The organism is Pseudomonas sp. FA117 (assembly GCF_057370475.1).
Window position 1 is genome coordinate 271331 of the sequence record NZ_CM170675.1, and the last position, 20888, is coordinate 292218.

Annotated in this window: 18 protein-coding genes; 5 read left to right on the top strand and 13 right to left on the bottom strand. The window is 64.9% G+C overall.

Annotated elements, in window-relative coordinates; genetic code table 11:
- Positions 1-22: 22 nt before the first annotated feature.
- Positions 23-1918 (top strand): phosphodiesterase DibA, encoded by a 1896-nt coding sequence (gene dibA, locus AC1TXO_RS01305; protein WP_486404713.1) that lies wholly within the window; start codon positions 23-25, stop codon positions 1916-1918.
- Positions 1919-1960: 42 nt separating this feature from the next.
- Here the strand turns inward: dibA and AC1TXO_RS01310 are convergent, their stop codons facing one another.
- From AC1TXO_RS01310 to tcyJ, 9 genes are all read right to left on the bottom strand, one after another.
- Complete coding sequence (locus tag AC1TXO_RS01310) at positions 1961-2605, bottom strand: methionine ABC transporter permease (protein WP_486404714.1); 645 nt, start codon at positions 2603-2605, stop codon at positions 1961-1963.
- On the bottom strand, positions 2595-3704 hold the full coding sequence (locus AC1TXO_RS01315; protein WP_486404715.1) for a methionine ABC transporter ATP-binding protein: 1110 nt from the start codon (positions 3702-3704) through the stop codon (positions 2595-2597). The genes AC1TXO_RS01310 and AC1TXO_RS01315 overlap by 11 nt, the downstream gene beginning before the upstream one ends.
- 1 nt (position 3705) lies before the next feature.
- A complete protein-coding gene (locus tag AC1TXO_RS01320; protein ID WP_486404716.1) occupies positions 3706-4506 on the bottom strand; it encodes a MetQ/NlpA family ABC transporter substrate-binding protein in 801 nt (266 codons plus the stop codon).
- On the bottom strand, positions 4499-5887 hold the full coding sequence (locus AC1TXO_RS01325; protein WP_486404717.1) for an LLM class flavin-dependent oxidoreductase: 1389 nt from the start codon (positions 5885-5887) through the stop codon (positions 4499-4501). The genes AC1TXO_RS01320 and AC1TXO_RS01325 overlap by 8 nt, the downstream gene beginning before the upstream one ends.
- Positions 5887-7068: an SfnB family sulfur acquisition oxidoreductase gene (locus AC1TXO_RS01330; protein ID WP_486404718.1), complete on the bottom strand. Its 1182-nt coding sequence runs from the start codon at positions 7066-7068 to the stop codon at positions 5887-5889. The genes AC1TXO_RS01325 and AC1TXO_RS01330 overlap by 1 nt, the downstream gene beginning before the upstream one ends.
- Positions 7069-7108: 40 nt before the next feature.
- Positions 7109-8350, bottom strand: coding sequence for an SfnB family sulfur acquisition oxidoreductase (locus AC1TXO_RS01335; protein WP_486404719.1), 1242 nt, complete (start codon positions 8348-8350; stop codon positions 7109-7111).
- Positions 8351-8641: 291 nt separating this feature from the next.
- Positions 8642-9403 carry an L-cystine ABC transporter ATP-binding protein TcyN gene (gene tcyN, locus AC1TXO_RS01340; protein WP_486404720.1) on the bottom strand — a complete coding sequence of 254 codons (762 nt, stop codon included), beginning with the start codon at positions 9401-9403 and terminating at the stop codon, positions 8642-8644.
- A gap of 1 nt (position 9404) precedes the next feature.
- On the bottom strand, positions 9405-10073 hold the full coding sequence (tcyL, locus tag AC1TXO_RS01345; RefSeq protein WP_486404721.1) for a cystine ABC transporter permease: 669 nt from the start codon (positions 10071-10073) through the stop codon (positions 9405-9407).
- Positions 10070-10864, bottom strand: a complete 795-nt coding sequence (tcyJ, locus tag AC1TXO_RS01350; RefSeq protein WP_486404722.1) for a cystine ABC transporter substrate-binding protein — start codon at positions 10862-10864, stop codon at positions 10070-10072. The genes tcyL and tcyJ overlap by 4 nt, the downstream gene beginning before the upstream one ends.
- 314 nt (positions 10865-11178) lie before the next feature.
- Here tcyJ and epsC point away from each other — a divergent pair, with 314 nt between their 5' ends.
- A complete protein-coding gene (epsC, locus tag AC1TXO_RS01355) occupies positions 11179-12117 on the top strand; it encodes a serine O-acetyltransferase EpsC (protein ID WP_486404723.1) in 939 nt (312 codons plus the stop codon).
- Positions 12118-12466: 349 nt separating this feature from the next.
- Positions 12467-14428, top strand: coding sequence for a choline transporter BetT (gene betT / locus AC1TXO_RS01360; protein ID WP_486406773.1), 1962 nt, complete (start codon positions 12467-12469; stop codon positions 14426-14428).
- 127 nt (positions 14429-14555) lie between these two features.
- Here the strand turns inward: betT and tauD are convergent, their stop codons facing one another.
- From tauD to tauA, 4 genes are all read right to left on the bottom strand, one after another.
- Positions 14556-15389, bottom strand: a complete 834-nt coding sequence (gene tauD, locus AC1TXO_RS01365; protein ID WP_486404724.1) for a taurine dioxygenase — start codon at positions 15387-15389, stop codon at positions 14556-14558.
- 87 nt (positions 15390-15476) lie between these two features.
- Complete coding sequence (gene tauC / locus AC1TXO_RS01370) at positions 15477-16319, bottom strand: taurine ABC transporter permease TauC (RefSeq protein ID WP_486404725.1); 843 nt, start codon at positions 16317-16319, stop codon at positions 15477-15479.
- Positions 16316-17107 (bottom strand): taurine ABC transporter ATP-binding subunit, encoded by a 792-nt coding sequence (gene tauB, locus AC1TXO_RS01375; protein WP_486404726.1) that lies wholly within the window; start codon positions 17105-17107, stop codon positions 16316-16318. The genes tauC and tauB overlap by 4 nt, the downstream gene beginning before the upstream one ends.
- Positions 17108-17167: 60 nt before the next feature.
- A complete protein-coding gene (gene tauA / locus AC1TXO_RS01380; protein WP_486404727.1) occupies positions 17168-18139 on the bottom strand; it encodes a taurine ABC transporter substrate-binding protein in 972 nt (323 codons plus the stop codon).
- 484 nt (positions 18140-18623) lie between these two features.
- Here tauA and AC1TXO_RS01385 point away from each other — a divergent pair, with 484 nt between their 5' ends.
- Both AC1TXO_RS01385 and AC1TXO_RS01390 read left to right on the top strand, forming a co-directional pair.
- Positions 18624-19976 (top strand): OprD family porin, encoded by a 1353-nt coding sequence (locus AC1TXO_RS01385; protein WP_486404728.1) that lies wholly within the window; start codon positions 18624-18626, stop codon positions 19974-19976.
- Between the two features lie 166 nt (positions 19977-20142).
- A complete protein-coding gene (locus AC1TXO_RS01390) occupies positions 20143-20781 on the top strand; it encodes a peroxiredoxin (protein ID WP_486404729.1) in 639 nt (212 codons plus the stop codon).
- The last annotated feature ends 107 nt before the right edge of the window (positions 20782-20888 follow it).

The following is a 20888-nucleotide window of genomic DNA, read 5'->3' on the forward strand; positions in this document are numbered from 1 at the left end:
TTCATGGACCGATGCACCCGACATGTCTGTTTCCGTTCGCGACGCCTTGCGCATGGCCGCGCTCTACGTTGTGTTGTCGTTCCTCTGGCTGGTGCTGTCGGAGCTGGTGTTGCGCGGCATGACCGACAACGACCTGGCGCTGATCGTGGGTCGCCAGATCAACGTGGTGGTCTGGGTGCTGCTCAGCGCCTTGCTGATCTTCTTTTCGCGGGCGCGGCTGCTCGATTTCATCGGTGTCGGCGCACGCCTGCGCAGCGAGGACCGCGAGCGCCTGCGCATGGCCGCCGCGGTGTTCGACAGCACCCTCGAAGGGGTGCTGGTGACCGACCGCAGCGGTGTGATCGTGCATGTGAACCGCGCCTTCATGCGCATCACCGGCTACCAGCAGGACGAGGTGCTGGGCCAGCGCCCGAGCAAGTTCAAGTCCGGTCGCCACGCTGCGCCGTTCTACCAGCAGATCTACGCCACCCTCGCCGAGAAGGGCGAGTGGAGCGGGGAGATCTGGAATCGGCGCAAAAGCGGCGAGATCTACCCGCAGTGGCAGACGATCTGCGCCATCCGTGACGATGCCGGCGAGCTCAGCCACTACGTCGCGGTATTCAGCGACATCAGCGCAATCAAGCATTCCGAGCAGGAGCTGGCCTACCTGGCCCACCACGATCCGTTGACCGGCCTGCCCAACCGCCTGCTGTTCAGCGACCGGGCCGAGCAGGCGCTGGCGGGCGCGCAGTCGAACAAGCGCGGTTGCGCCTTGCTGCTGCTCGACCTCGACCATTTCCAGGGCATCAACGACAGCCTGGGACACACCATCGGCGACCAGTTGCTCAAGCGCGTGGGCGAGCGCTTGGGTGAACAGCTGGGCAGCGGCGTGACCCTCGCGCGCCTGGGCGGCGACGAGTTCGCCGTGTTGCTCGAAGGCTGCGAACAGGTGGCGCAGGCCGCAACCACGGCGCAGGGCATCATCGAGCGCCTGCGCGAGCCCTTCGTCGTCGAAGGCCAGCGCCTGTTCATCAGCGCCAGCATCGGTATCAGCCTGTTCCCCAGTGACGCCCTGAGTGCCGAGCAATTGTTGCGCAACGCCGACTCGGCGTTGTTCAAGGCCAAGGGCAATGGCCGCGCCTGCTACGCGCTGTACACCGAAGAGCTGACGGCCCACGCCCAGCACCGGGTCGAGACTGCCGGCGAGTTGCGTCGCGCCCTGGCCCAGGCAGAACTGCGGGTGTTCTACCAGCCGGTGCACGACCTGTTCACCGGGGCACTGGTCGGGGTCGAGGCATTGGTGCGCTGGCAGCACCCTGAACGCGGTCTGGTGCCGCCGGGCGAGTTCATTCCGATTGCCGAGCGCACCGGGCTGATTGCCGATATCGACGCCTGGGTATTGCGCCAGGCCTGCCGGCAGATGGTGCAGTGGCAGGCCCAGGGGCGCGGGCTGACCTTCGTTGCGGTGAACCTGTCGAGCCGCCTGTTCGGCCAGCGCGCGTTGTACCGCCAGGTGGCCGAGGTGCTGCACGACACCGGCCTGGACCCGGCGCTGCTGGAGCTGGAGGTGACCGAAAGTGCGGTGATGGAAGACCCCGAGGTGGCGCTGGAACAGTTGCACCGCCTGCGCGAACTGGGACTGCGCCTGGCCATCGATGACTTCGGCACGGGGTATTCGTCGTTGCTGCGGCTCAAGCGCCTGCCGGTGCAGAAGCTCAAGATCGACCAGGGTTTCGTCGCCGGATTGCCCAGTGACGAGGATGACATCGCCATCGTGCGGGTGATCATTGCCCTGGCGCGCAGCATGGGCATGCAGGTGCACGCCGAAGGCATCGAGCAGGCCGAGCAGGCGCGGTTCCTGCTGGAACAGCAGTGCGACCTGGGGCAGGGCTACTGGTTCGGGCGGCCGGTGGCCGCCGAGGATCTGCGCTGGCCGTAGGCGCGGCGGCTCGCGCCCCGACAAGCCCGCTTCGGTTTCAGGTCAACGCTTGTTCAAGCCCTTGGCCAAGCGATCCCCACCCAGCTGGATCACCGCCACCAGGGCCACCAGCATGACGATCACCGTCAGCATGATCTGGCTGTCGAAGCGCTGGTAGCCATAGCGGTAGGCAATGTCGCCCAGCCCGCCTGCACCGATCGCCCCGGCCATGGCCGAGGAGTTGATCATGGTCACCAGGGTGATGGTGAAACCGCCGACGATGCCTGGCAGCGCTTCTGGCAGCAGCACATGCCAGATGATGTGCCAGCGTCGGCAGCCCATGGCCTGCGCCGCTTCGATCAGGCCCTGGTCGACTTCACGCAGGCTGACTTCGGCGATCCGGGCGAAGAACGGCGTGGCGGCGATGGTCAATGGCACCACCGCCGCCCAGACGCCATAGGTGGTGCCGACGACCAGGCGGGTGAAGGGGATCAGCGCCACCATCAGGATCAGGAACGGGATCGAGCGGAACAGGTTGACGAAGGCGCCGAGCGCGCGGTTCAGCAGCGGCGCCTGATAGATCCCGCCCTTGCCACTGGTGACCAGCAGCACCGCCATGGGAATCCCCACCAGCAGCGCGATCAGCGACGACACGCCGACCATCAGCAAGGTGTCGATCAGGCCTTGCAACAGGCGTTCAGTCCACATAGCCCAGTACCTGCGCATCGGTGGCCCAGTGGCGGGCGCGTTCCAGAAGTTGATGGGTCGCGTGTGGCGAGCCCCGTACGGCCAGGATCAACTGGCCCAGCGCGTGCTCGCCGATGGTTTCGATGCCGCCCTGAAGCAAGCGCACACGCCCGCCGAGCTCGGCGAACAGCGTCGAGAGTTCGGGCTCGCCCGCCAGTTGCAGGCGCAGCACCACGGCGCTGCCCTGGTTGACCGGGCTGGCCCGCAGCGCGGCCTGCAAGGTGGCGGGCAGCCTGGCCTGCAGCGGCGCAAGCAAGGTGCGGGTGACTTCGTGGCGCGGCGCGCCGAACACCTGCCAGACCTCACCCTGTTCGACCACCTGGCCACCTTCGAGCACCACCACGCGGTGGCAGACATCACGGATCACAGCCATCTCGTGGGTGATCAGCACCACGGTCAGGCCCAGGCGCCGGTTGATGTCGCGCAGCAGGTCGAGAATCGAGGCGGTGGTTTCCGGGTCCAGTGCCGAAGTGGCCTCGTCGCACAGCAGGATCTGCGGGTCATGCACCAGCGCGCGGGCAATGCCGACACGCTGCTTCTGGCCGCCGGACAGCTGCGCCGGATAGACATGGTGCTTCTGTTCCAGCCCCACCAGTTCCAGCAGCTCACGCACCTTGCGCTGGCGCTCGGCCTTGGCCACGCCGGCCACCTTCAGCGGTAGCTCGACATTTTGCCAGACGGTCTTGGCCGACATCAGGTTGAAGTGCTGGAAGATCATGCCGACGCGCCGGCGCAGCGACACCAGGCGGTCCTCGTCGAACGGCGCGATATCGACCTGGTCGATCAGCACGCGACCTTCGCTGGGCTGCTCCAGGCGGTTGATGGTGCGCAGCAGCGACGACTTGCCTGCGCCGCTGCGGCCGATGATGCCGAAGATCTCGCCGCGGCGGATGTTCAGGTCGATGCCCTGCAGGGCCGGCTGCGTCTGCCCGGGGTAGGTCTTGCCCAGGCCGATGAAACGCACATGGGCCTCGTTCACTTCCGGGCGCAGCACCTGCTCGCGCGCCGGGGCTGGCGAAGTCTGGGGGATGGGCGCCCTGAGGGCGCTGGCGCTGCTCATCTCAGCCCTCCCAGCCGGCCTGGTACAGGCTGCCGTGGGCCTTGTTCAGGGCCTCGCGCACGGCCGGCGAGTGCTGGTAGATATCGACGAACTTCGCCAGGCGCGGGTCGCCCTTGCTTTGCGGGCGGATCACGAACTGGATCACGTACTCCTTGTTCTCCAGGCCGTCGAACAGCAACGCCGAGGTGGCATCGAAGCTGTTGGCCAGGCGGATGTAGGCCGGGTAGCCCTGCACCAGGTCGGCATCGTCGTAGGCACGCACCAGTTGCACGGCCTCGACCTGAAGAATCCTGAGTTTCTTCGGGTTGTCGACGATGTCATCTTCGGTGGCCTTGTAACCCACGCCAGGCTTGAGGGTGATCAACCCGGCCTTGGCCAGCAGCTGCAGGCCACGCCCGCTGTTGATCGGGTCGTTGGCGATGGCCACGCTGGCGCCTTCGGGCAGTTCGGCGAAGCTTTTGTATTTTTTCGAATACAGGCCGACGTTGTTGATGATCCCCGGTGCGTAGGGCACCAGGTTGAAGCCCGCTGCGGCCTTGGCGTTTTCCAGGAAGGGGATGTGCTGGAAGTAGTTCACGTCGATGTCGCCGCTGTTGAGGCTGACGTTGGGCGCGATCCAGTCGCTGAACTCGATCAGCTTCACCTCCAGGCCTTGCTTGTGCGCCTCCTCCACCGCGGCCTCCAGGGGAATGGCGAAGGCGGCGGTGGTGCCGATCTTCAGGGGTTCAGCGGCCAGCGCGGCGCCGGCAAGGCCCAGCGACAGCAGGGCGGCGGCAACGGGTCGGTAGAGTTTCTCAAGCATGGTGCGCGGCTCCGGTCGGGGCGTTGATGGACGTGCGATGGGTGCTGCCGGGATGGTCGACGGGCAGGTGGGCGCTGGAGCTGGCGAACAGCTTCTGGCGCAGGCTGCCGTCGGCGTAGGCGGTCTTGTAGCGACCACGGCTCTGCAGCTCGGGCACCACCAGGTCGATGAAATCTTCGTAGCTTTCGGGGGTGACGGTGCGGGCCAGGTTGAAGCCGTCCAGGCCGGTTTCGTCGATCCAGCCGATCAGTTGCTCGGCCACCTGTGCCGGCGAGCCGACCAGGGTCACGTAGCGCCCGCCCAGGGCGTGTTGTTCCAGCAGGCGGCGGCGGGTCCAGGCGCTGTCCTGCAGGAGCTTGGTGGCGGACTGGATCGCATTGCCCTGGCCGGCGTTGATCGGCTCGTCGAGGTCGAAGGCGGCGAAGTCGATGCCGGTGGAGGCAGCGAAATGCGCGACCCCGGCCTCGGCACTGGCGTGGCGCAGGTACTCGGCGTGCTTGGCGCGGGCCTGCTCCTCGGTGGGCGCGACGATCACCGTGATGCCCATGAACACCTTGATGCCCTGCGGATCGCGGCCGGCAGCGAGGGCGGCGGCGCGTACCTTGTCGACCTGGGCGCGGGTGCCGGCGTGGGTTTGGCCACCGATGAACACGCACTCGGCGTGGTTACCGGCGAACGCCAGTCCACGTGCTGAGCTGCCGGCCTGGAACAGTACCGGGGTACGCTGCGGCGAGGGCTCGCACAGGTGATAGCCCTCGACTTTGTAGAACTCGCCACGGTGCTCGACCTTGCGCACCCTGTCGGGTCGGGCATAGACGCGCTGCTTGCGATCCTCGACCACGGCATCGTCGGCCCAGCTGCCCTCGAGCAGCTTGTACAGCACCTGCAGGTATTCGTCGGCCTGGTCGTAGCGCCGGTCGTGCTCGGGCTGCTGCTCCAGGCCCATGGCCCGGGCCGCGCTGTCGAGGTAGCCGGTGACGATGTTCCAGCCCACGCGGCCCTTGCTCAGGTGGTCGAGGGTCGAGAGCCTGCGGGCGAACAGATAGGGCGGCTCGTAGGTGAGGTTGGCGGTCAGGCCGAAGCCCAGGTGGCGGGTCACCGCGGCCATGGCCGAGACCAGCAGCAGCGGGTCGTTGACCGGCAATTGGATCGACTCCTTGAGCGTGACATCGACCGAATCGCCGTAGATGTCGTAGGTGCCGACGATGTCGGCGATGAACAGGCCGTCGAACAGCCCGCGCTCCAGCAGGCGCGCGAGTTCGGTCCAGTACTCGATATCCTTGTAGCGGGTCGAGGTGTCGCGCGGATGTGTCCACAGGCCATGGTTGATATGGCCGATGCAGTTCATGTTGAAAGCGTTGAGCAGGATCTGCCTGGCCATCAGATGGTCCCCCGCAGCGGTGGATTTTCGCCGTTCAGGTAGTAGTTGCCGATGGCGTGGTATTTCCAGCGCACCGGGTCGTGCAGGGTGTGTACCCGGGCATTGCGCCAGTGCCGGTCGAGGTTGTGTTCGGCCAGGGTGGCGCGGCTGCCGGCCAGCTCGAACAGGGTGCTGCCGGCGGCCAGGGAGATGTCGGTGCTGATCGCCCGGGCTTCGGCAACGGCAATGGAGGCGGCGGCCACGCTGCAGGCGTTGCTGTCGCGCTGGGCACGGTCGAGTGTCTCGCCTGCGCGTTCGAGCAGTGCCTCGGCGGCGTGCAGGCGAATGCTCAGGCGGCCGAAGCTGTTGAGTGTCAGTGGGTCGGCCGAGGCCTGCTCGACACCTGCGTCGATCCAGGGGCGGCTGTGGCTGCGCACGAAGTGCAGGGCGTCCTCAAGGGCGGCGCGGGCGATGCCGGTGTCGATGGCGGCGTGAAGAATCTGCGCCAGCGGGCCGACCGTGGTCGGGCGCTCGAAGGCTGTCTGGAAGGGCACCAGGTCGCTGGCCTCGATGCGGACATTGTCGAACAGCACCGAGCCGCTGCCGGTGGTGCGCTGGCCGAAGCCGCTCCAGTCGTCGATCACCTGCACACCGGGGCTGTCGGCGGGCACGAATGCCAGTTGCTGCACGCCCTCGTCATCGACCACCGAGGTGGGGATGCGCTGGGCGTAGATCGCCCCGGTGGCGTAGAACTTGCGGCCGTTGATGCGATAGCCGCCGCCGTCGCGGGTCAGGCGGGTGGTGCGGTCGCTGGAGGTCTTGGTGCCCAGTTCGGCCAGGGCATTGCCGAAGCGCTTGCCGGCCAGCACCTCGGCGTAGAGCCGCTGCTGTTGTTCGGGACTGCCGTTCACCCGCAGCACTTCGAGGGCGTAGAAGTGGTTTTGCGGAATTTGCCCCAGCGAGGCGTCGGCCTGGGCGATGCGGGCGATGACCTTGGCCAGGGTGACGTTCGAGACTTCGGCGCCACCGAAGGCCTTGGGTACGCTGATGGCCCACAGCCCGGAGCGGGTGAACAGCTCCAGTTCGGCATGCGGCAGGCGCCGTTCACGGTCGCGCAGGGCGCTGTCGCGCTGCAGTTGCCGGGCGAGGTCTTCGGCGACGGCCAGGGCCTGGGCGTCGCTGGTGATCACGGATATTGTCATGGTGTTCTCCGGGGCTGCATGGCAGCCCCCGACAAAAAATTCAGATCCAGGAATGCCGCGCAGGCAGCGTGCCGTTGAGGTAGTAGGCGCCGACCGCGTGGTACTTCCAGCGCACCGGGTCGTGCAGGGTGTGCACGCGGGCGTTGCGCCAGTGGCGGTCGAGGTTGAATTCGGCGAGGGTGGCGCGGCTGCCGGCCAGCTCGAGCAGCTTCTCGCCGGCCTGCAGCGCAATCTCGGTGGTCAGCGCCTTGGCTTCGGCCACGGCAATCGAGGCGCGTGCTGCCGCCTCGGCATCGAGCGGCGCGGCATTGACCTCGTCCAGCACCTGCGCAGCCTTGCGCAGCAGCGCCTCGGCGGCATGCAGTTCGAGCTTGAGGCGACCGACGTCGGCGATCACGTAGGGATCATCGCTGGCTCGCTCGACCTTGGCATCGATCCAAGGGCGCGACTTGTCGCGCACGAAGGCGATGGCGTCGTCGATGGCCGCTTCGGCGATACCTGCGTCGATGGCAGCCTGGATCAGTTGCGAGGCCGCACCCTGGATATTCGGCTGGTCGGCCTGGCGCCAGTTGTCGATCACCAGGTCTGCGTCTACCGGCACCTGGTCGAGCAGTACCGTGCCGCTGGCAGTGGTGCGCTGGCCGAAACCGGACCAGTCGTCGACGATGCGCAGCCCCGGGCTGCCACGGCGGACGAAGGCCAGGCGCTGGCGACCTTCGTCGTCCAGGGCCTTGACCGCTACCCAGTGGGCGAACAGGGCGCCGGTGGAGTAGAACTTCTCGCCACTGATGCGGTAGGTGTCGCCGTCGCGGGTGATGCGAGCCTTTAGGGTCAAGGTATCCTTGGTGCCGCGCTCGGGGCCGGCGTTGCCGATGCGCCAGCCGTCCAGCACCGAGCGGAAGATCAGCGCCTGCTGCGCCTCGCTGGCGGTCAGGCGCAGCAGTTGCAGCAGGCCGAACTGATTCTGAGGGATCTGCCCCAGCGCCGGGTCGGCGGCACTGATCAGGCGAAAGACTTCGGCGATGGTCGCGAATGACACGTCCGGGCCGCCATGGGCCTTGGGCACGCTGATGCTGCCCAGCCCCGAGCGGGTGAACTGCTCGATCTCGGCCCACGGCAGCTTGCGTTGCTGGTCGCGGCGAGAAGCCTGCTGACGTGCCACTTCGGCCAGCTCACGGGCGGCTTGCAGGGCCTCGGCGTCGTTGCGCAGCACCTTGGCCGGCAGCAGCAGGGGCGAACTGTCGGTATCGCTGTGCAAGAGGGTATTGGCTTGGCTGGACATCAGTGCCGCTCCTTGGCTGCACTCAATGCCCTGGCGTTGCGCACTGGGGTGATTGTGTTCCTGACCATTCCTGAACCTCACGTAGTGAATGCGTCGCTACAGCTGATCGCGACGGATGTGTGCGGGTCCGGTGGTCCGGTTTATATACCTTATGTGCTTATAAAAAGTTTATGAACTAACTCTTTGGAATATGAATAGAAGGAGGGAGTCGTTAGGGGTGTGTGGCCTGCTCGCGGGTAGATCCGCCCCATGCCGGAGCGTGTCTGCCCGCGAAGCCTGTACCGGCGGGGTTCAATCCTGCGAAGCAGTCGTCCCCAGGAACTTGCGCAGGAACTGCCGGGTGCGTTCCTCCTTCGGCGCGGCGAACAGCGCCTTGGCCTCGCCCTGTTCGACGATCACGCCCTTGTCGAAGAAGATCACCCGGTTCGCCACATCACGTGCAAAGCTCATTTCGTGGGTGACGATGATCATGGTGCGCTTCTCCTCGGCCAGGCCGCGGATGGTCGCCAGCACTTCGCCGACCAGCTCGGGGTCGAGCGCCGAGGTCGGTTCGTCGAACAGGATCACCTCGGGTTCCATCGCCAGGGCGCGGGCGATGGCCACGCGCTGCTGCTGGCCGCCGGACAGGCGCCGTGGATAGGCGTCTTCCTTGCCGGCCAGGCCGACCTTGGCGAGCAGCTTGCGACCCAGTTCCAGGGCCTGGTTGCGTGGGGTCTTCTTGACGATCACCGGCCCTTCGATGACGTTCTCCAGGGCGGTGCGGTGGGGGAACAGGTTGAAGTTCTGGAACACGAATCCGGCCTGCTGGCGCAGGCGACGGATCGCGCTTTGCTGGCCACCGAGCGGGCGGTCGGCGTCGATGTCGATGTCGCCGATGCGGATCTTCCCGGCATCGGGGGTTTCCAGCAGGTTCAGGCAGCGCAGGAAGGTGGTCTTGCCCGAGCCGCTGGGGCCGATGATGGCGACGACTTCACCGGCCTCGACCGTCAGGTCGATGCCCTTGAGCACGGTCTGGCCCTTGAACTGCTTGGTCAGGCCTTCTACTACGATCATCTCAGTGCTCCTGGTCATGCTGGTTGACCCGCGCTTCCATGCGGTTCTGGAAGTGCGCCAGGATACTGCAGAGAATCCAGTAGATGACGGCCACGGCCAGGTACATGGTGAAGACTTCGAAGGTCCGCGCGGTGATCAGCTGCGCCTGACGGAACAGCTCCGGCACCTGGATGGTCGCCGCCAGGGCGGTATCCTTGACCAGCGAGATGAAGCTGTTGCCCAGCGGCGGCAAGGCGGTGCGCATGGCCTGGGGCAGGATCGCCCGGCGCATGGCCTGGGTCCGGGTCATGCCGATGCTGGCGGCAGCCTCCCACTGGCCGCGGTCGATCGAGGAGATCGCCGCACGCAGGATTTCGCAGATGTACGCTGCCATGTTCAGCGACAGACCGATCAGCGAGGCCGGGATCGGATCGAGCTCGATACCGATCTGCGGCATGCCGAAGTAGATCACGAACAGTTGCACCAGCAGTGGCGTGCCGCGGAAGAACGACACGTAGATCCGCGCCAGCCAGTCCAGCGGCAGGATCTTCGACAGGCGCATCAGTGCCAGGGCAAAGCCCAGCACCAGGCCGAAGAACATGCCGCCGACACTGAGCAGTACCGTGTAACCCGCGCCCTTGAGCAGGAAGGGCGTAGAGTCGATAACAAGTTGCAGGGCTTCAGGAATCATTTGGTGACGTCGGCACCGAAGTATTTCTCGGACAGCTTGGCCAGGGTGCCGTCAGCCTTGAGCTTGTCCAGTGCCTTGTTCACTGCGTCCAGCAACTCTGGCTCGCCCTTGCGCAGGGCCACGCCCGATGCCAGGCGCGAGAAGGCGTCGCCGGCCAGTTGGGTATCCTTGGCTTTCTGGGCGTATTCCAGGGCTGCCAGGCGGTCGATCAGGATGGCGTCGATACGGCCGTTGCGCAGGTCGGCGAACTTGCTCGGATCGTCTTCATAGGTACGCACGTCGGCCTTGGGCACATCCTGCTTGACCCATTGCTCGTAGTTGGTGCCCAGGCCCACGCCGACCTTCTTGCCGGCCAGGTCCTGCGCGGTCTTGATGTTCAGCTGCTCGGCCTTCTTCTTCAGGACCAGCGCCTGGATACCGGAGATGGTGTAGGGCTCGGAGAAGTCGTACTTCTTCTTGCGCTCTTCGGAGATGGTGACCTGGTTGATCACCACGTCCAGGCGCTTGGACTCGAGCGCTGCGAGGATGCCGTCCCATTTGGTCGGCTGGACCTTGGCCTTGACCCCCAGCTCCTTGGCCAGCAGTTCCGAGAGCTCGACCTCGAAGCCGGTCAGCTTGCCGTTCTCGTCGACGAAGCTGAAGGGCGGGTAGGTGCCTTCCAGGCCGACGTTGATCACGCCTTTTTCCTGGATGGTCTTCAACTGCTCGCCGGCGAAGGCGTTGCCCAGCAGGCCGGTACCCAGCAGGAGCGCCAGGCTGGCATTGAGAAGTGGCTTGGTGAATCTGGTCATGGCTGTCCCCGCGCTTTGTTTTAAGTAGTGGGTGGCGACTATAGGGTGGGCTGTATAGCTCAGGAAATAATAAAAAATTATCTATTATTCCTTTAGGTTATTTCTTCCCTGAAGGGCAGTGTTGAGGGTAGCTGTGAACGCAGCCCCCGTCATCGCTGCTTATGCCCGACTTAGTGCAGGATGGAATAAAGCGTTGTTTTTTCCAAGGGAAGAATTTGCCGTAGAGTGAATCCCACAAGCGGCGGATCCCTGTGTGGTCGTCCCGACGCGGGCGGTCACACCTTCCCGACAACGCCGCAAGCCAGGAGAACACCGTGAGCGAACATCCATCGACCGGCCATTGGCAGTTGCCGGGCATCGTCAGCGAACTGCGCCAGGCGCGTGACCAGTGGCGCAGCCGCAATGGCCGGTGCAGCAACAAGCAGGGCGGCCGCGAGCTGCCGTCGCGCGAGGCGATGCGCGAGATCCTCGAGCAACTGTGCGGGGCGCTGTTTCCCATGCGCCTGGGCCCGGTGGACCTGCGCGAGGAAAGCGAGGACTTCTATGTCGGCCATACCCTCGATGCCGCCCTTACCTCGCTGCTGGCCCAGGCCCGCCTGGAGCTGCGCTACGCCGCCCGCCATGGCAATACCGAGGTCGAGCCGCACAACGTCGACAGCCACGCCCTGGGCCTGATCCAGGGCTTCGCCAAAGCCTTGCCGGGCCTGCGCGTGCTGCTCGACACCGATGTGCTGGCTGCCTACCACGGCGACCCTGCAGCGCGCAGTGTCGACGAGGTGCTGCTGTGCTATCCCGGGATTCTGGCGATCATCCACCACCGCCTGGCGCACCACCTGTATCGGGCTGGCCTGCCGCTGCTGGCGCGGATCAGCTCGGAACTGGCGCATTCGGCCACGGGCATCGACATTCACCCCGGTGCGCAGATCGGCCAGAGCTTCTTCATCGATCACGGTACCGGCGTGGTGATCGGCGAGACGGCGATCATCGGCGAGCGCGTGCGCATCTACCAGGCGGTGACCCTGGGCGCCAAGCGCTTCCCGTCGGACGAGTCGGGCACCTTGCACAAGGGCCTGGCACGCCACCCCATCGTCGAGGACGACGTGGTGATCTATGCCGGTGCGACCATCCTGGGGCGCATCACCATCGGCAAGGGCTCGACCATTGGCGGTAATGTCTGGCTGACCCGCAGCGTGCCGGCCGAGAGCAACATCACCCAGGCCAACCTGCAGCTCGATTGCCAGGACAAACAGTGAGGTAGGCCCGGCGGGCCCTGTCGCGCTCCCACAGATACAACACGGAACGTGGGTCGACACTGCCTCTGTGGGAGCGGCGGTTCGCCGCTGCGACTTGCCCCGCGACAGGGCCGGAACTGCTGGCAAGGAGCACAGGTCAATTGGTCGCCCGCCAGCGACCACAGGTCGCATTGAAATCCGATCCATGTTTAACTTGAACGCTTGTTCAAATTAAAACGCTGGTCCGCTGCCGGTGTTCAACAGGAGGATTCCCTTTGCTGAACCCGTTCAATCCGAGCCTTTTCACCGCTGTCGAGGTGCTCGCTTCATGAGTGCACCGACGCCTTCCCTTGCCAATGGCAAGATCCGCATGAACCCTCCGGTGTTCTACTTCGCGGCAAGCTTCATCCTGATATTCGGCCTGGTGGTCATCGCCAATCCGCAAGCAGCAGGCGACTGGCTGCTGGCGGCGCAGAACTGGGCGGCCAACACGGTCGGCTGGTACTACATGCTGGCCATGACCCTGTACCTGGTGTTCGTGGTGGTCACTGCGGTGTCCGGCTACGGCAAGATCAAGCTCGGCGCCGACCACGACCAGCCCGAGTTCAGCTACCTGTCCTGGGCCGGCATGCTGTTCGCCGCCGGCATCAGCATCACGCTGTTCTTCTTCTGCGTCTCCGAACCCCTGACCCACATGCTCCAGCCGCCCCAGGGCGAGGCGGGCACGGCCGAGGCCGGGCGTCAGGCGATGCAGATCCTGTTCCTGCACTGGGGCCTGCACGGCTGGGGCGTGTTCGCCTTCGTCGGCATGGCCCTGGCCTACTTCGCCTACCGGCACAACCTGCCGCTGGCCTTGCGCTCGGCCCTGTATCCGCTGATCGGCAAGCGCATCAACGGGCCGATCGGCTACGCGGTGGACGGCTTCGGCATCATTGCCACGGTGTTCGGCCTGGGTGCGGACATGGGGTTTGGCGTGCTGCACCTGAACGCCGGTCTCGACTACCTGTTCGGCATCGACCACAGCCAGTGGGTGCAGGTGCTGCTGATCGCCCTGATGATGGGCGCGGCGGTGGCCGTGGCGGTCGCCGGGGTGGAGAAGGGCGTGCGGGTGATGAGCGACATCAACCTGTTCCTGGCCTGTGCGCTGCTGCTGTTCGTGCTGTTCGCAGGGCCTACCCAGCACCTGTTCAATACCCTGATCCAGAACCTGGGCGACTATCTCGGCGCCTTGCCGCGCAAGAGCTTCGATGTCTACGCCTACAGCGAGAACCGCGACTGGCTGGGCGGCTGGACGGTGTTCTACTGGGCCTGGTGGATTGCCTGGGCGCCCTTCGTCGGGCTGTTCATCGCGCGCATTTCCCGTGGCCGCACCATCCGCGAATTCGTCTTCGGCGTGCTGCTGATCCCACTGGGCTTCACCCTGGCGTGGATGTCGATCTTCGGCAACAGCGCGCTGGACCAGGTGATCAACCACGGCATGACCGCGCTGGGGCAGTCGGCGTTGGACAATCCGTCGATGAGCCTGTACCTGCTGCTGGAAACCTACCCCTGGAGCAAGACGGTGATTGCGGTCACCGTGTTCATCAGCTTCGTGTTCTTCGTCACCTCCGCCGACTCCGGCACCGTGGTGCTGTCCACGCTTTCGGCCAAGGGCGGGAATGCCGACGAGGACGGGCCGAACTGGCTGCGGATCTTCTGGGGCGCGATGACTGCCCTGGTCACCAGCGGGCTGCTGTTCGCCGGCAGCATCGATTCGCTGAAGTCGGCGGTGGTGCTGACCTCGCTGCCGTTCTCGCTGATCCTGCTGTGCATGATGTGGGGGTTGCACAAGGCGTTCTACCTGGAAGGCCAGCGGCAGATCGCGCAGATGCACTCGCTGGCACCGTTCGCCCAGTCCCGTCGCGGGCGCGGTGGCTGGCGCCAGCGCCTGAGCCAGGCGGTGCATTTCCCGTCGCGCGACGAGGTGTACCGCTTCATGGATGACGTGGTGCGCCCGGCGATTGCCGACGTGACCGAAGTGTTCGAGCAGAAGGGCCTGGCGCTGATCACCCAGGATGACCCGAGCCACGACAACGTCAGCCTGAAGATCGGCCATGGCGAGGAGCAGCCGTTCATCTACCAGGTGCAGATGCGTGGTTACTTCACCCCGTCGTTCGCGCTGGGCGGGTTGGGCACCCAGGACTTGAAGAACCGTCGCTACTACCGCGCCGAGGTGCACCTGGCCGAAGGCAGCCAGGACTACGACCTGGTTGGCTACAGCAAGGAGCAGATCATCAACGACATCCTTGACCAGTACGAACGGCACATGCAGTTCCTGCACCTGGTCAGGTAACGCGCGGCGCTTCCATTCGCGGGCAAGTCGGAGCGCCGAACCGCCGCCCCCACAGGTACGCCACAGTCTTCAGCAACTGTGGAGCACCTGTGGGGGCGGCGGTTCGGCGCTCCGCCCGCGAATGGCCTCAGAACGGAGCGTCGCCGAGAATCGTCGCCCGATGCATCACCCGGCGCTGCGGCCGGTAGTCGTCCACCGCGTAATGCTGGGTCACGCGGTTGTCCCAGAACGCCACGTCATTCTCCTGCCAGCGCCAGCGGATGCTGAACTCCGGCCGGGTGGCGTGGGCGAACAGCAGCTTGAGCAGGGCTTCGCTCTCGTGTTCGCCCAGCTCGTTGATCCGCGTGGTGAAGCCTTCGTTGACGAACAGCGCCTTGCGCCCGCTCACCGGATGGGTGCGCACCACCGGGTGCGACAGCGGCGGATTGTTGCGTCGGGTAGCTTCCCAGCGGGCCAGGTCATCGGCAGTGGTACCGAAGCGCTCCAGCGGGAACGACTTGGTGAAGTCGTGGGTGGCCGTGAGCCCGTCGAGCATCTGCCGCAGCGGTGCGGACAACGCCTCAAACGCTGCGATGCCGCTGGCCCACAGGGTGTCGCCGCCATATGCCGGCAGCTGCTTGGCACTGAGCACCGCACCCAGCGCCGGGGTTGGCAGGAAGGTGACGTCGGTGTGCCACACGGCGTTGTCGCGCACGTCGGTGACTGCGGTGTCGAGAATCAGCACCTGCGGTGTTTCCGGCACGTTGGGGTAGATCGGATGGATGTGCAGGTCGCCGAAGCGCGCGGCGAAGCGGGCCTGCTGCGCGGGATCGATCGACTGGTCACGGAAGAACAGCACCTGGTGCTCGAGCAGCGCCTGCTCGATGGCATCGCGCTGTGCTTCGCTGATCTCGCGGGCCAGGTCGATTCCGCTGATCTGGGCGCCGAGGGCGGGGCTGAGGGGGGTGATGGTCAGGCTCATGTCGGGGCTCGCTTGAAGTATCTGTGCTGCACCTTTGGCGGGTAGATCCGCTGCCACAGGGGGCGGTGCAGGCAACGAAAATCTCGGTCAGTGGCTTTGCCCATGCCAGGGCACCAGCTTGCGCTGCAGGGCACGCAATCCCATCTCCAGGGCGAAGGCGATCAGCGCGATCAGCAGAATGCCCAGCACCACCACATCGGTGACCAGGAACTGCGCGGCCGACTGCACCATGAAGCCCAGGCCACTGGTGGCGGCGATCAGCTCGGCGGCGACCAGCGTCGACCAGCCGACCCCAAGGCCGATGCGAATCCCGGTGAGGATGTCGGGCAATGCGCTGGGCAGGATCACATGGCGGATCAGTTGCACCTTGCTCGCCCCCAGCGACTGCGCGGCGCGCAGCTTGGCCGGGTCGACGGTGCGCACGCCGGTGGCGGTGGCGATGGCGATCGGGGCGAAGATCGCCAGGTAGATCAGCAGTACCTTGGACAGCTCGCCGATGCCGCACCAGATCACGATCAGCGGCAGGTAGGCCAGTGGCGGGATCGGCCGGTAGAACTCGATCAGTGGGTCGAGGATGCCGCGGGCGATGCGGTTGTAGCCGATGGCGATGCCGACGGGAATCGCCGTCAGCGTCGCCGCGAGCAGTGCCATGCCGATCCGCCCCAGGCTCGCGCCCAGGTGCTGCCACAGGCTGGCGTCCATGTAGCCCTGGGTCAGCAGCACCCAGGCCCTGGCCAGGATATCGCCGGGGGCCGGCAGGAACAGGGGTTCGACCCAGCCTGCCGCCGTCACCAGCCACCAGGCCAGCAGCAGGCTGGCCAGGGTCGCGGCGCTGATCCAGCGCGTGGGCAGCGGGCGGCGAGCAGGTTTTGCCACAGGCGTGGAGGGGGTGGCGGTCTTGCCGGCAACCGGCAGGTCCAGGCTGCTCATACGGACTCCTCGCGGCGCGCGGAACGTTGGGAAAACACCCGCGACAGCACGTGCTCGCGGGTTTCGATGAAGCGTGGATCGGATTTGATCGCCCGTGCCGATTCACCGGCGCCGTAGCGCTGGCCGAAGTCCAGTTGCAGGCGCTCGACCACCCGGCCCGGGTTCGGCGCCAGCAGCACCAGCTCGCTGGCCAGGAACACCGCTTCCTCGATGTCGTGGGTGATCAGGAATACCGGCTTGGCGGTACGCTGCCAGACCTGCAGCAACAGTTCCTGCATCTGTTCGCGGGTGAAGGCGTCGAGGGCGCCGAAGGGTTCGTCCATCAACAGCACGCGCGGGTCTGCCGCCAAGGCGCGGGCCAGCCCCACACGTTGCTTCTGCCCGCCGGAAAGCTGCCAGGTGCGTCGTTCGCCGAACCCGGTCAGGTCGACCAGGGCCAGCATTTCCCGCGCCTTGGCTTCACGCTCGGCGCGCGGCACGCCGGCCAGCTCCAGGCCGAAGGCGACGTTGCCGAGTACGTTCTGCCAGGGCAGCAAGGCATCATCCTGGAACACCACGCCGCGATCGGCACCGGGGCCTTGCACGGGCACGCCGTCAAGGCTGATGCGCCCGCCGCTCGGGGCGACGAAGCCGGCGATCAGGTTGAGCAGCGAGGTCTTGCCGCTGCCGGAGGGGCCGAGGGCTACCAGCAGTTGCCGTGGGCCCAGGGTCAGGTTGATGTCATCCAGCACCGGGGTGGGGGCGCCGGGGTACTGTGCGCTGATGCGCTCCAGCTCGAGCAAGGCCATGGTGGGCTCCGGTTCGGGGCGCAGGCGCCCCTGGGTTCGATCGGTTGTGTCGGGCTGGCGTCAGTTGGGCAGGAACTTCGCCGTCACGTACGGCGCGTAGTCCGGCAGTACCGCCTCGACCTTGCCCTGCTCCTTGAGGAAGGTCGCGGTGTCGGTCAGCGCCTGGGTGGTCGGTGCGCCGAGTGCCGCGCTCTGGTCGGCGGCCAGCGGGTAGACGTTGCCTTCGAGCAGGCCCGGGATATCGCCGGGCTTGGCGCCTGACAGCTTGGCCAGCTTGTTCACGTTGTCCGGGTTGGCCAGCCAGGTTTGTGGGTCCTTGCGGTAGTCGGCGTAGGCGTCGAGGGTAACCTTGGCGAACGACTTGACGATGTCCGGGTGCTTCTCGGCGAAGTCCTTGCGCACGATCCACGCATCGAAGGTCGGTGCGCCTTCCTTTGCCAGCTCGCCGGAAGTGATCAGCACCTTGCCGTTTTCCTTGGCCACGCCCAGGGCCGGGTCCCAGACATAGGTAGCGTCGATGTCGCCGCGCTTCCAGGCGGCGGTGATCGCCGGTGGCGCAAGGTTGAGGATCTGCACCTTGGAAGGGTCGATGTTCCAGCGCTTGAGTGCGGCCAGGAGGCTGTAGTGGCCGGTGGAAACGAAGGGCACGGCGACTTTCTTGCCGATCAGGTCCTGCGGTGTCTTGATGCTGTCGCGCACCACCAGCGCCTCGCCGGCCCCGATCTGGGTGGCGATGAGGAAGGTCTGCACCGGTACCTTGCGGGTGGTCGCGGCGGCCAGAGGGCTGGAGCCCAGGTAGCCGATCTGCACGTCTCCGGAGGCCACGGCGGCGATGATGTCGGCACCGTTGTCGAACCTGCGCCAGTCGATGCTGGCATGGCTGGCCTTCTCATAGCTGCCGTCGGCCTGGGCCACCTTGGCCGGATCGACGGTGGTCTGGTAGGCCACGGTCAGGTCGGCGGCCTGGGCGAACCAGCTGGCGCTGGCCAGGGCCAGGGCGGCGAACAGGCGCAGGGGGGCGTGGGGGATCATGATCGAACCTCTCGTCAGGCATCGGGTGATGAATGACGCGAAGACTAAATGATCTAAGAATTACAAAATAAATAACTTTTCAGAATTAGCTTAGGAGACAAAACGCTTAGTGAGGCGGGGCTATCGGACGGAAGGTTGTGAAATTTTTGTGAAAGGCTACGCTTTCACAACTTTTCACGGGGCGCCCTCTGGCAAAGGGCTGCAGATAACCGGAAGCTATGAGCGAAGGATGCCGATACACCAAATGACGCGTAAGGTTCCGTATTTATTCCGGAAAAATCTGACGATTTCACAAAACGGTCATTTTGGATTTATAGGATTGTCATTATCCTGTAGCGCAGGTGCATTAGACCAAAGTCGTGAAATCTCTGGTAACGATTGACTTACCGGTCACACTTTGGTGCTAAATCGCTTACCCGGGCGAGGGGGGCAGCAGATCCCTCCGCTTTGAGATTACAAAAATTAGAACGTAGAGGAGCAAAGCATGTACAAGTCTAGCCTGGCTCTGGCCGTGGCACTGGGGGTTCTCGCCCAACAAGCGGGCGCCGCTGGCTTCATCGAAGACAGCAAGGTATCCATCAGCTCGCGCACCATGTACTTCAACAACGACGACCATGAAGTTCGCACGAACGCTCAGGGTCGTAACGGTGACCAGCGCGAAACCGCCCAAGGTTTCAAGCTCGACTACCTCTCCGGCTTCACTCAAGGCACCGTCGGCTTCGGCGTCGACGTCCAGGCGCTGTGGGGTATTCACCTCGATGGCGGCCGCGGTCGTCACCCGGACAGCAACACCTTCTACCCAAGCGACAGCGACGGCTCTGCCGTGAGCCAGTGGGCTCGCATCGGCGGTAACGCCAAGGCTCGCTTCTCCAAGACCGAAGTCCACTACGGCAGCGCCCTGGCGCCGAACCTGCCGATCCTGGTCTCCAACGACGGTCGCTTGCTGCCGCAAACCTTCGAGGGCGGTACCGTCCAGTCGAAGGAAATCGACAACGTCACCCTCAACGCGGGCCAGCTGACCCACGCCATGGGCCGTGCCTCGAGCAACCGCACCGGCCTGTCCGTTGGCGGCGCCTACCGCGACAGCAACAAGTTCCAGTTCGCCGGCGGCGACTGGAAGGTCACCAAAGACCTGACCCTGCAGTACTACTACTCGAACCTGGAAGACTTCTACAAGCAGCACTTCCTGGGCCTGACCCACGTCTACCAGATCGCCAACGACCAGTCGTTCAAGACCGATCTGCGCTGGTTCAAGAGCAGCAGCGACGGCAAGAACGGCGAGGCCGGCTACACCTTCAACAACAACGGTGGCTACGCCAAGAACGCAGGCGAGGTCGACAACAAGACCTGGTCGGCGATGTTCACCTACACCATCGGCGGCCACGCAATCATGCTGGGTCACCAACAGGTCGGCGACGACGGCGGTTTCGTCTGGCTGAACCAGGGCAACGTGCGCAAGGACGGCAGCACCTCGCCGCTGGAAGGCAACGGTGGCTCGAGCTTCTACCTGTTCACCGACAGCATGATCAACCAGTTCGCCCGTGCTGGCGAGAACACCACCTTCGGTCAGTACTCCTATGACTTCGCACGTCTGGGCGTGCCAGGCCTGAAGGCGTCCGTCGCCTACCTGCGCGGTGACGACATCAAGAACGCCCGCACCAGCGGCACCTACAGCGAGTGGGAACGCGACGCGCGTATCGACTACGTCCTGCAGGAAGGCACCCTCAAGGGCCTGGGCGTCAGCCTGCGTCACGGTACCTACCGTGGCGGCGGCGAGAGCATCAACGATGCCGATCAGACTCGTCTGATCTTCAACTACACTTACAACTTCATGTAAGTCGTAGCTGTACACGAAAGAGCCTCGCCTGGTGCGAGGCTTTTTTGTGCCTGCACGTCCGTATGCTTAACGGTTATAAATAAATCATTATTTATTCTTTTTATTTTTAATCGACAGCAGGCACATTGAATTCCACAAGGCCAGACACAGCACAGGAGCCGCTTCCATGAGCCTCAAACTCGGCGACATCGCCCCCGACTTCGAACAGGATTCCAGCGCCGGCAAGATCCGTTTTCACGAGTGGCTGGGCAACAGCTGGGGCGTGCTGTTCTCCCACCCGGCCGACTTCACCCCGGTATGCACCACCGAGTTGGGCCTGACCGCCAAGCTCAAGGACGATTTCGCCCGGCGCGGGGTCAAGGCCATCGCGTTGTCGGTGGACCCGGTCGACTCGCACCACAAGTGGATCGATGACATCAACGAGACCCAGAACACCGTGGTCAACTTCCCGATCATCGCTGACGCCGATCGCAAGGTCTCCGACCTGTACGACCTGATCCATCCCAATGCCAGCGACACCCTTACCGTGCGCTCGCTGTTCGTGATCGACCCGAACAAGAAGGTGCGCCTGACCATCACCTATCCGGCCAGTACCGGGCGCAACTTCAACGAGATCCTGCGGGTGATCGACTCGTTGCAGTTGACCGACAACTACAAGGTCGCCACGCCAGGCAACTGGCAGGACGGTGACGAAGTGGTGATCGTGCCTTCGCTGAAGGATGAGGAAGAAATCAAGCAGCGCTTCCCGAAAGGTTATCGTGCGGTCAAACCTTATCTGCGCCTCACCCCGCAACCCAATCGTTGAATCCTCGTTGCATTGCTCTTAGCCAAGCAGGGATTTCGGGCCGTTTCGACGGCCCTTTTTTATGCCTGTTGTGCGTGGGGGCGGCTTGCCTGCCACAGGCCGCAGGG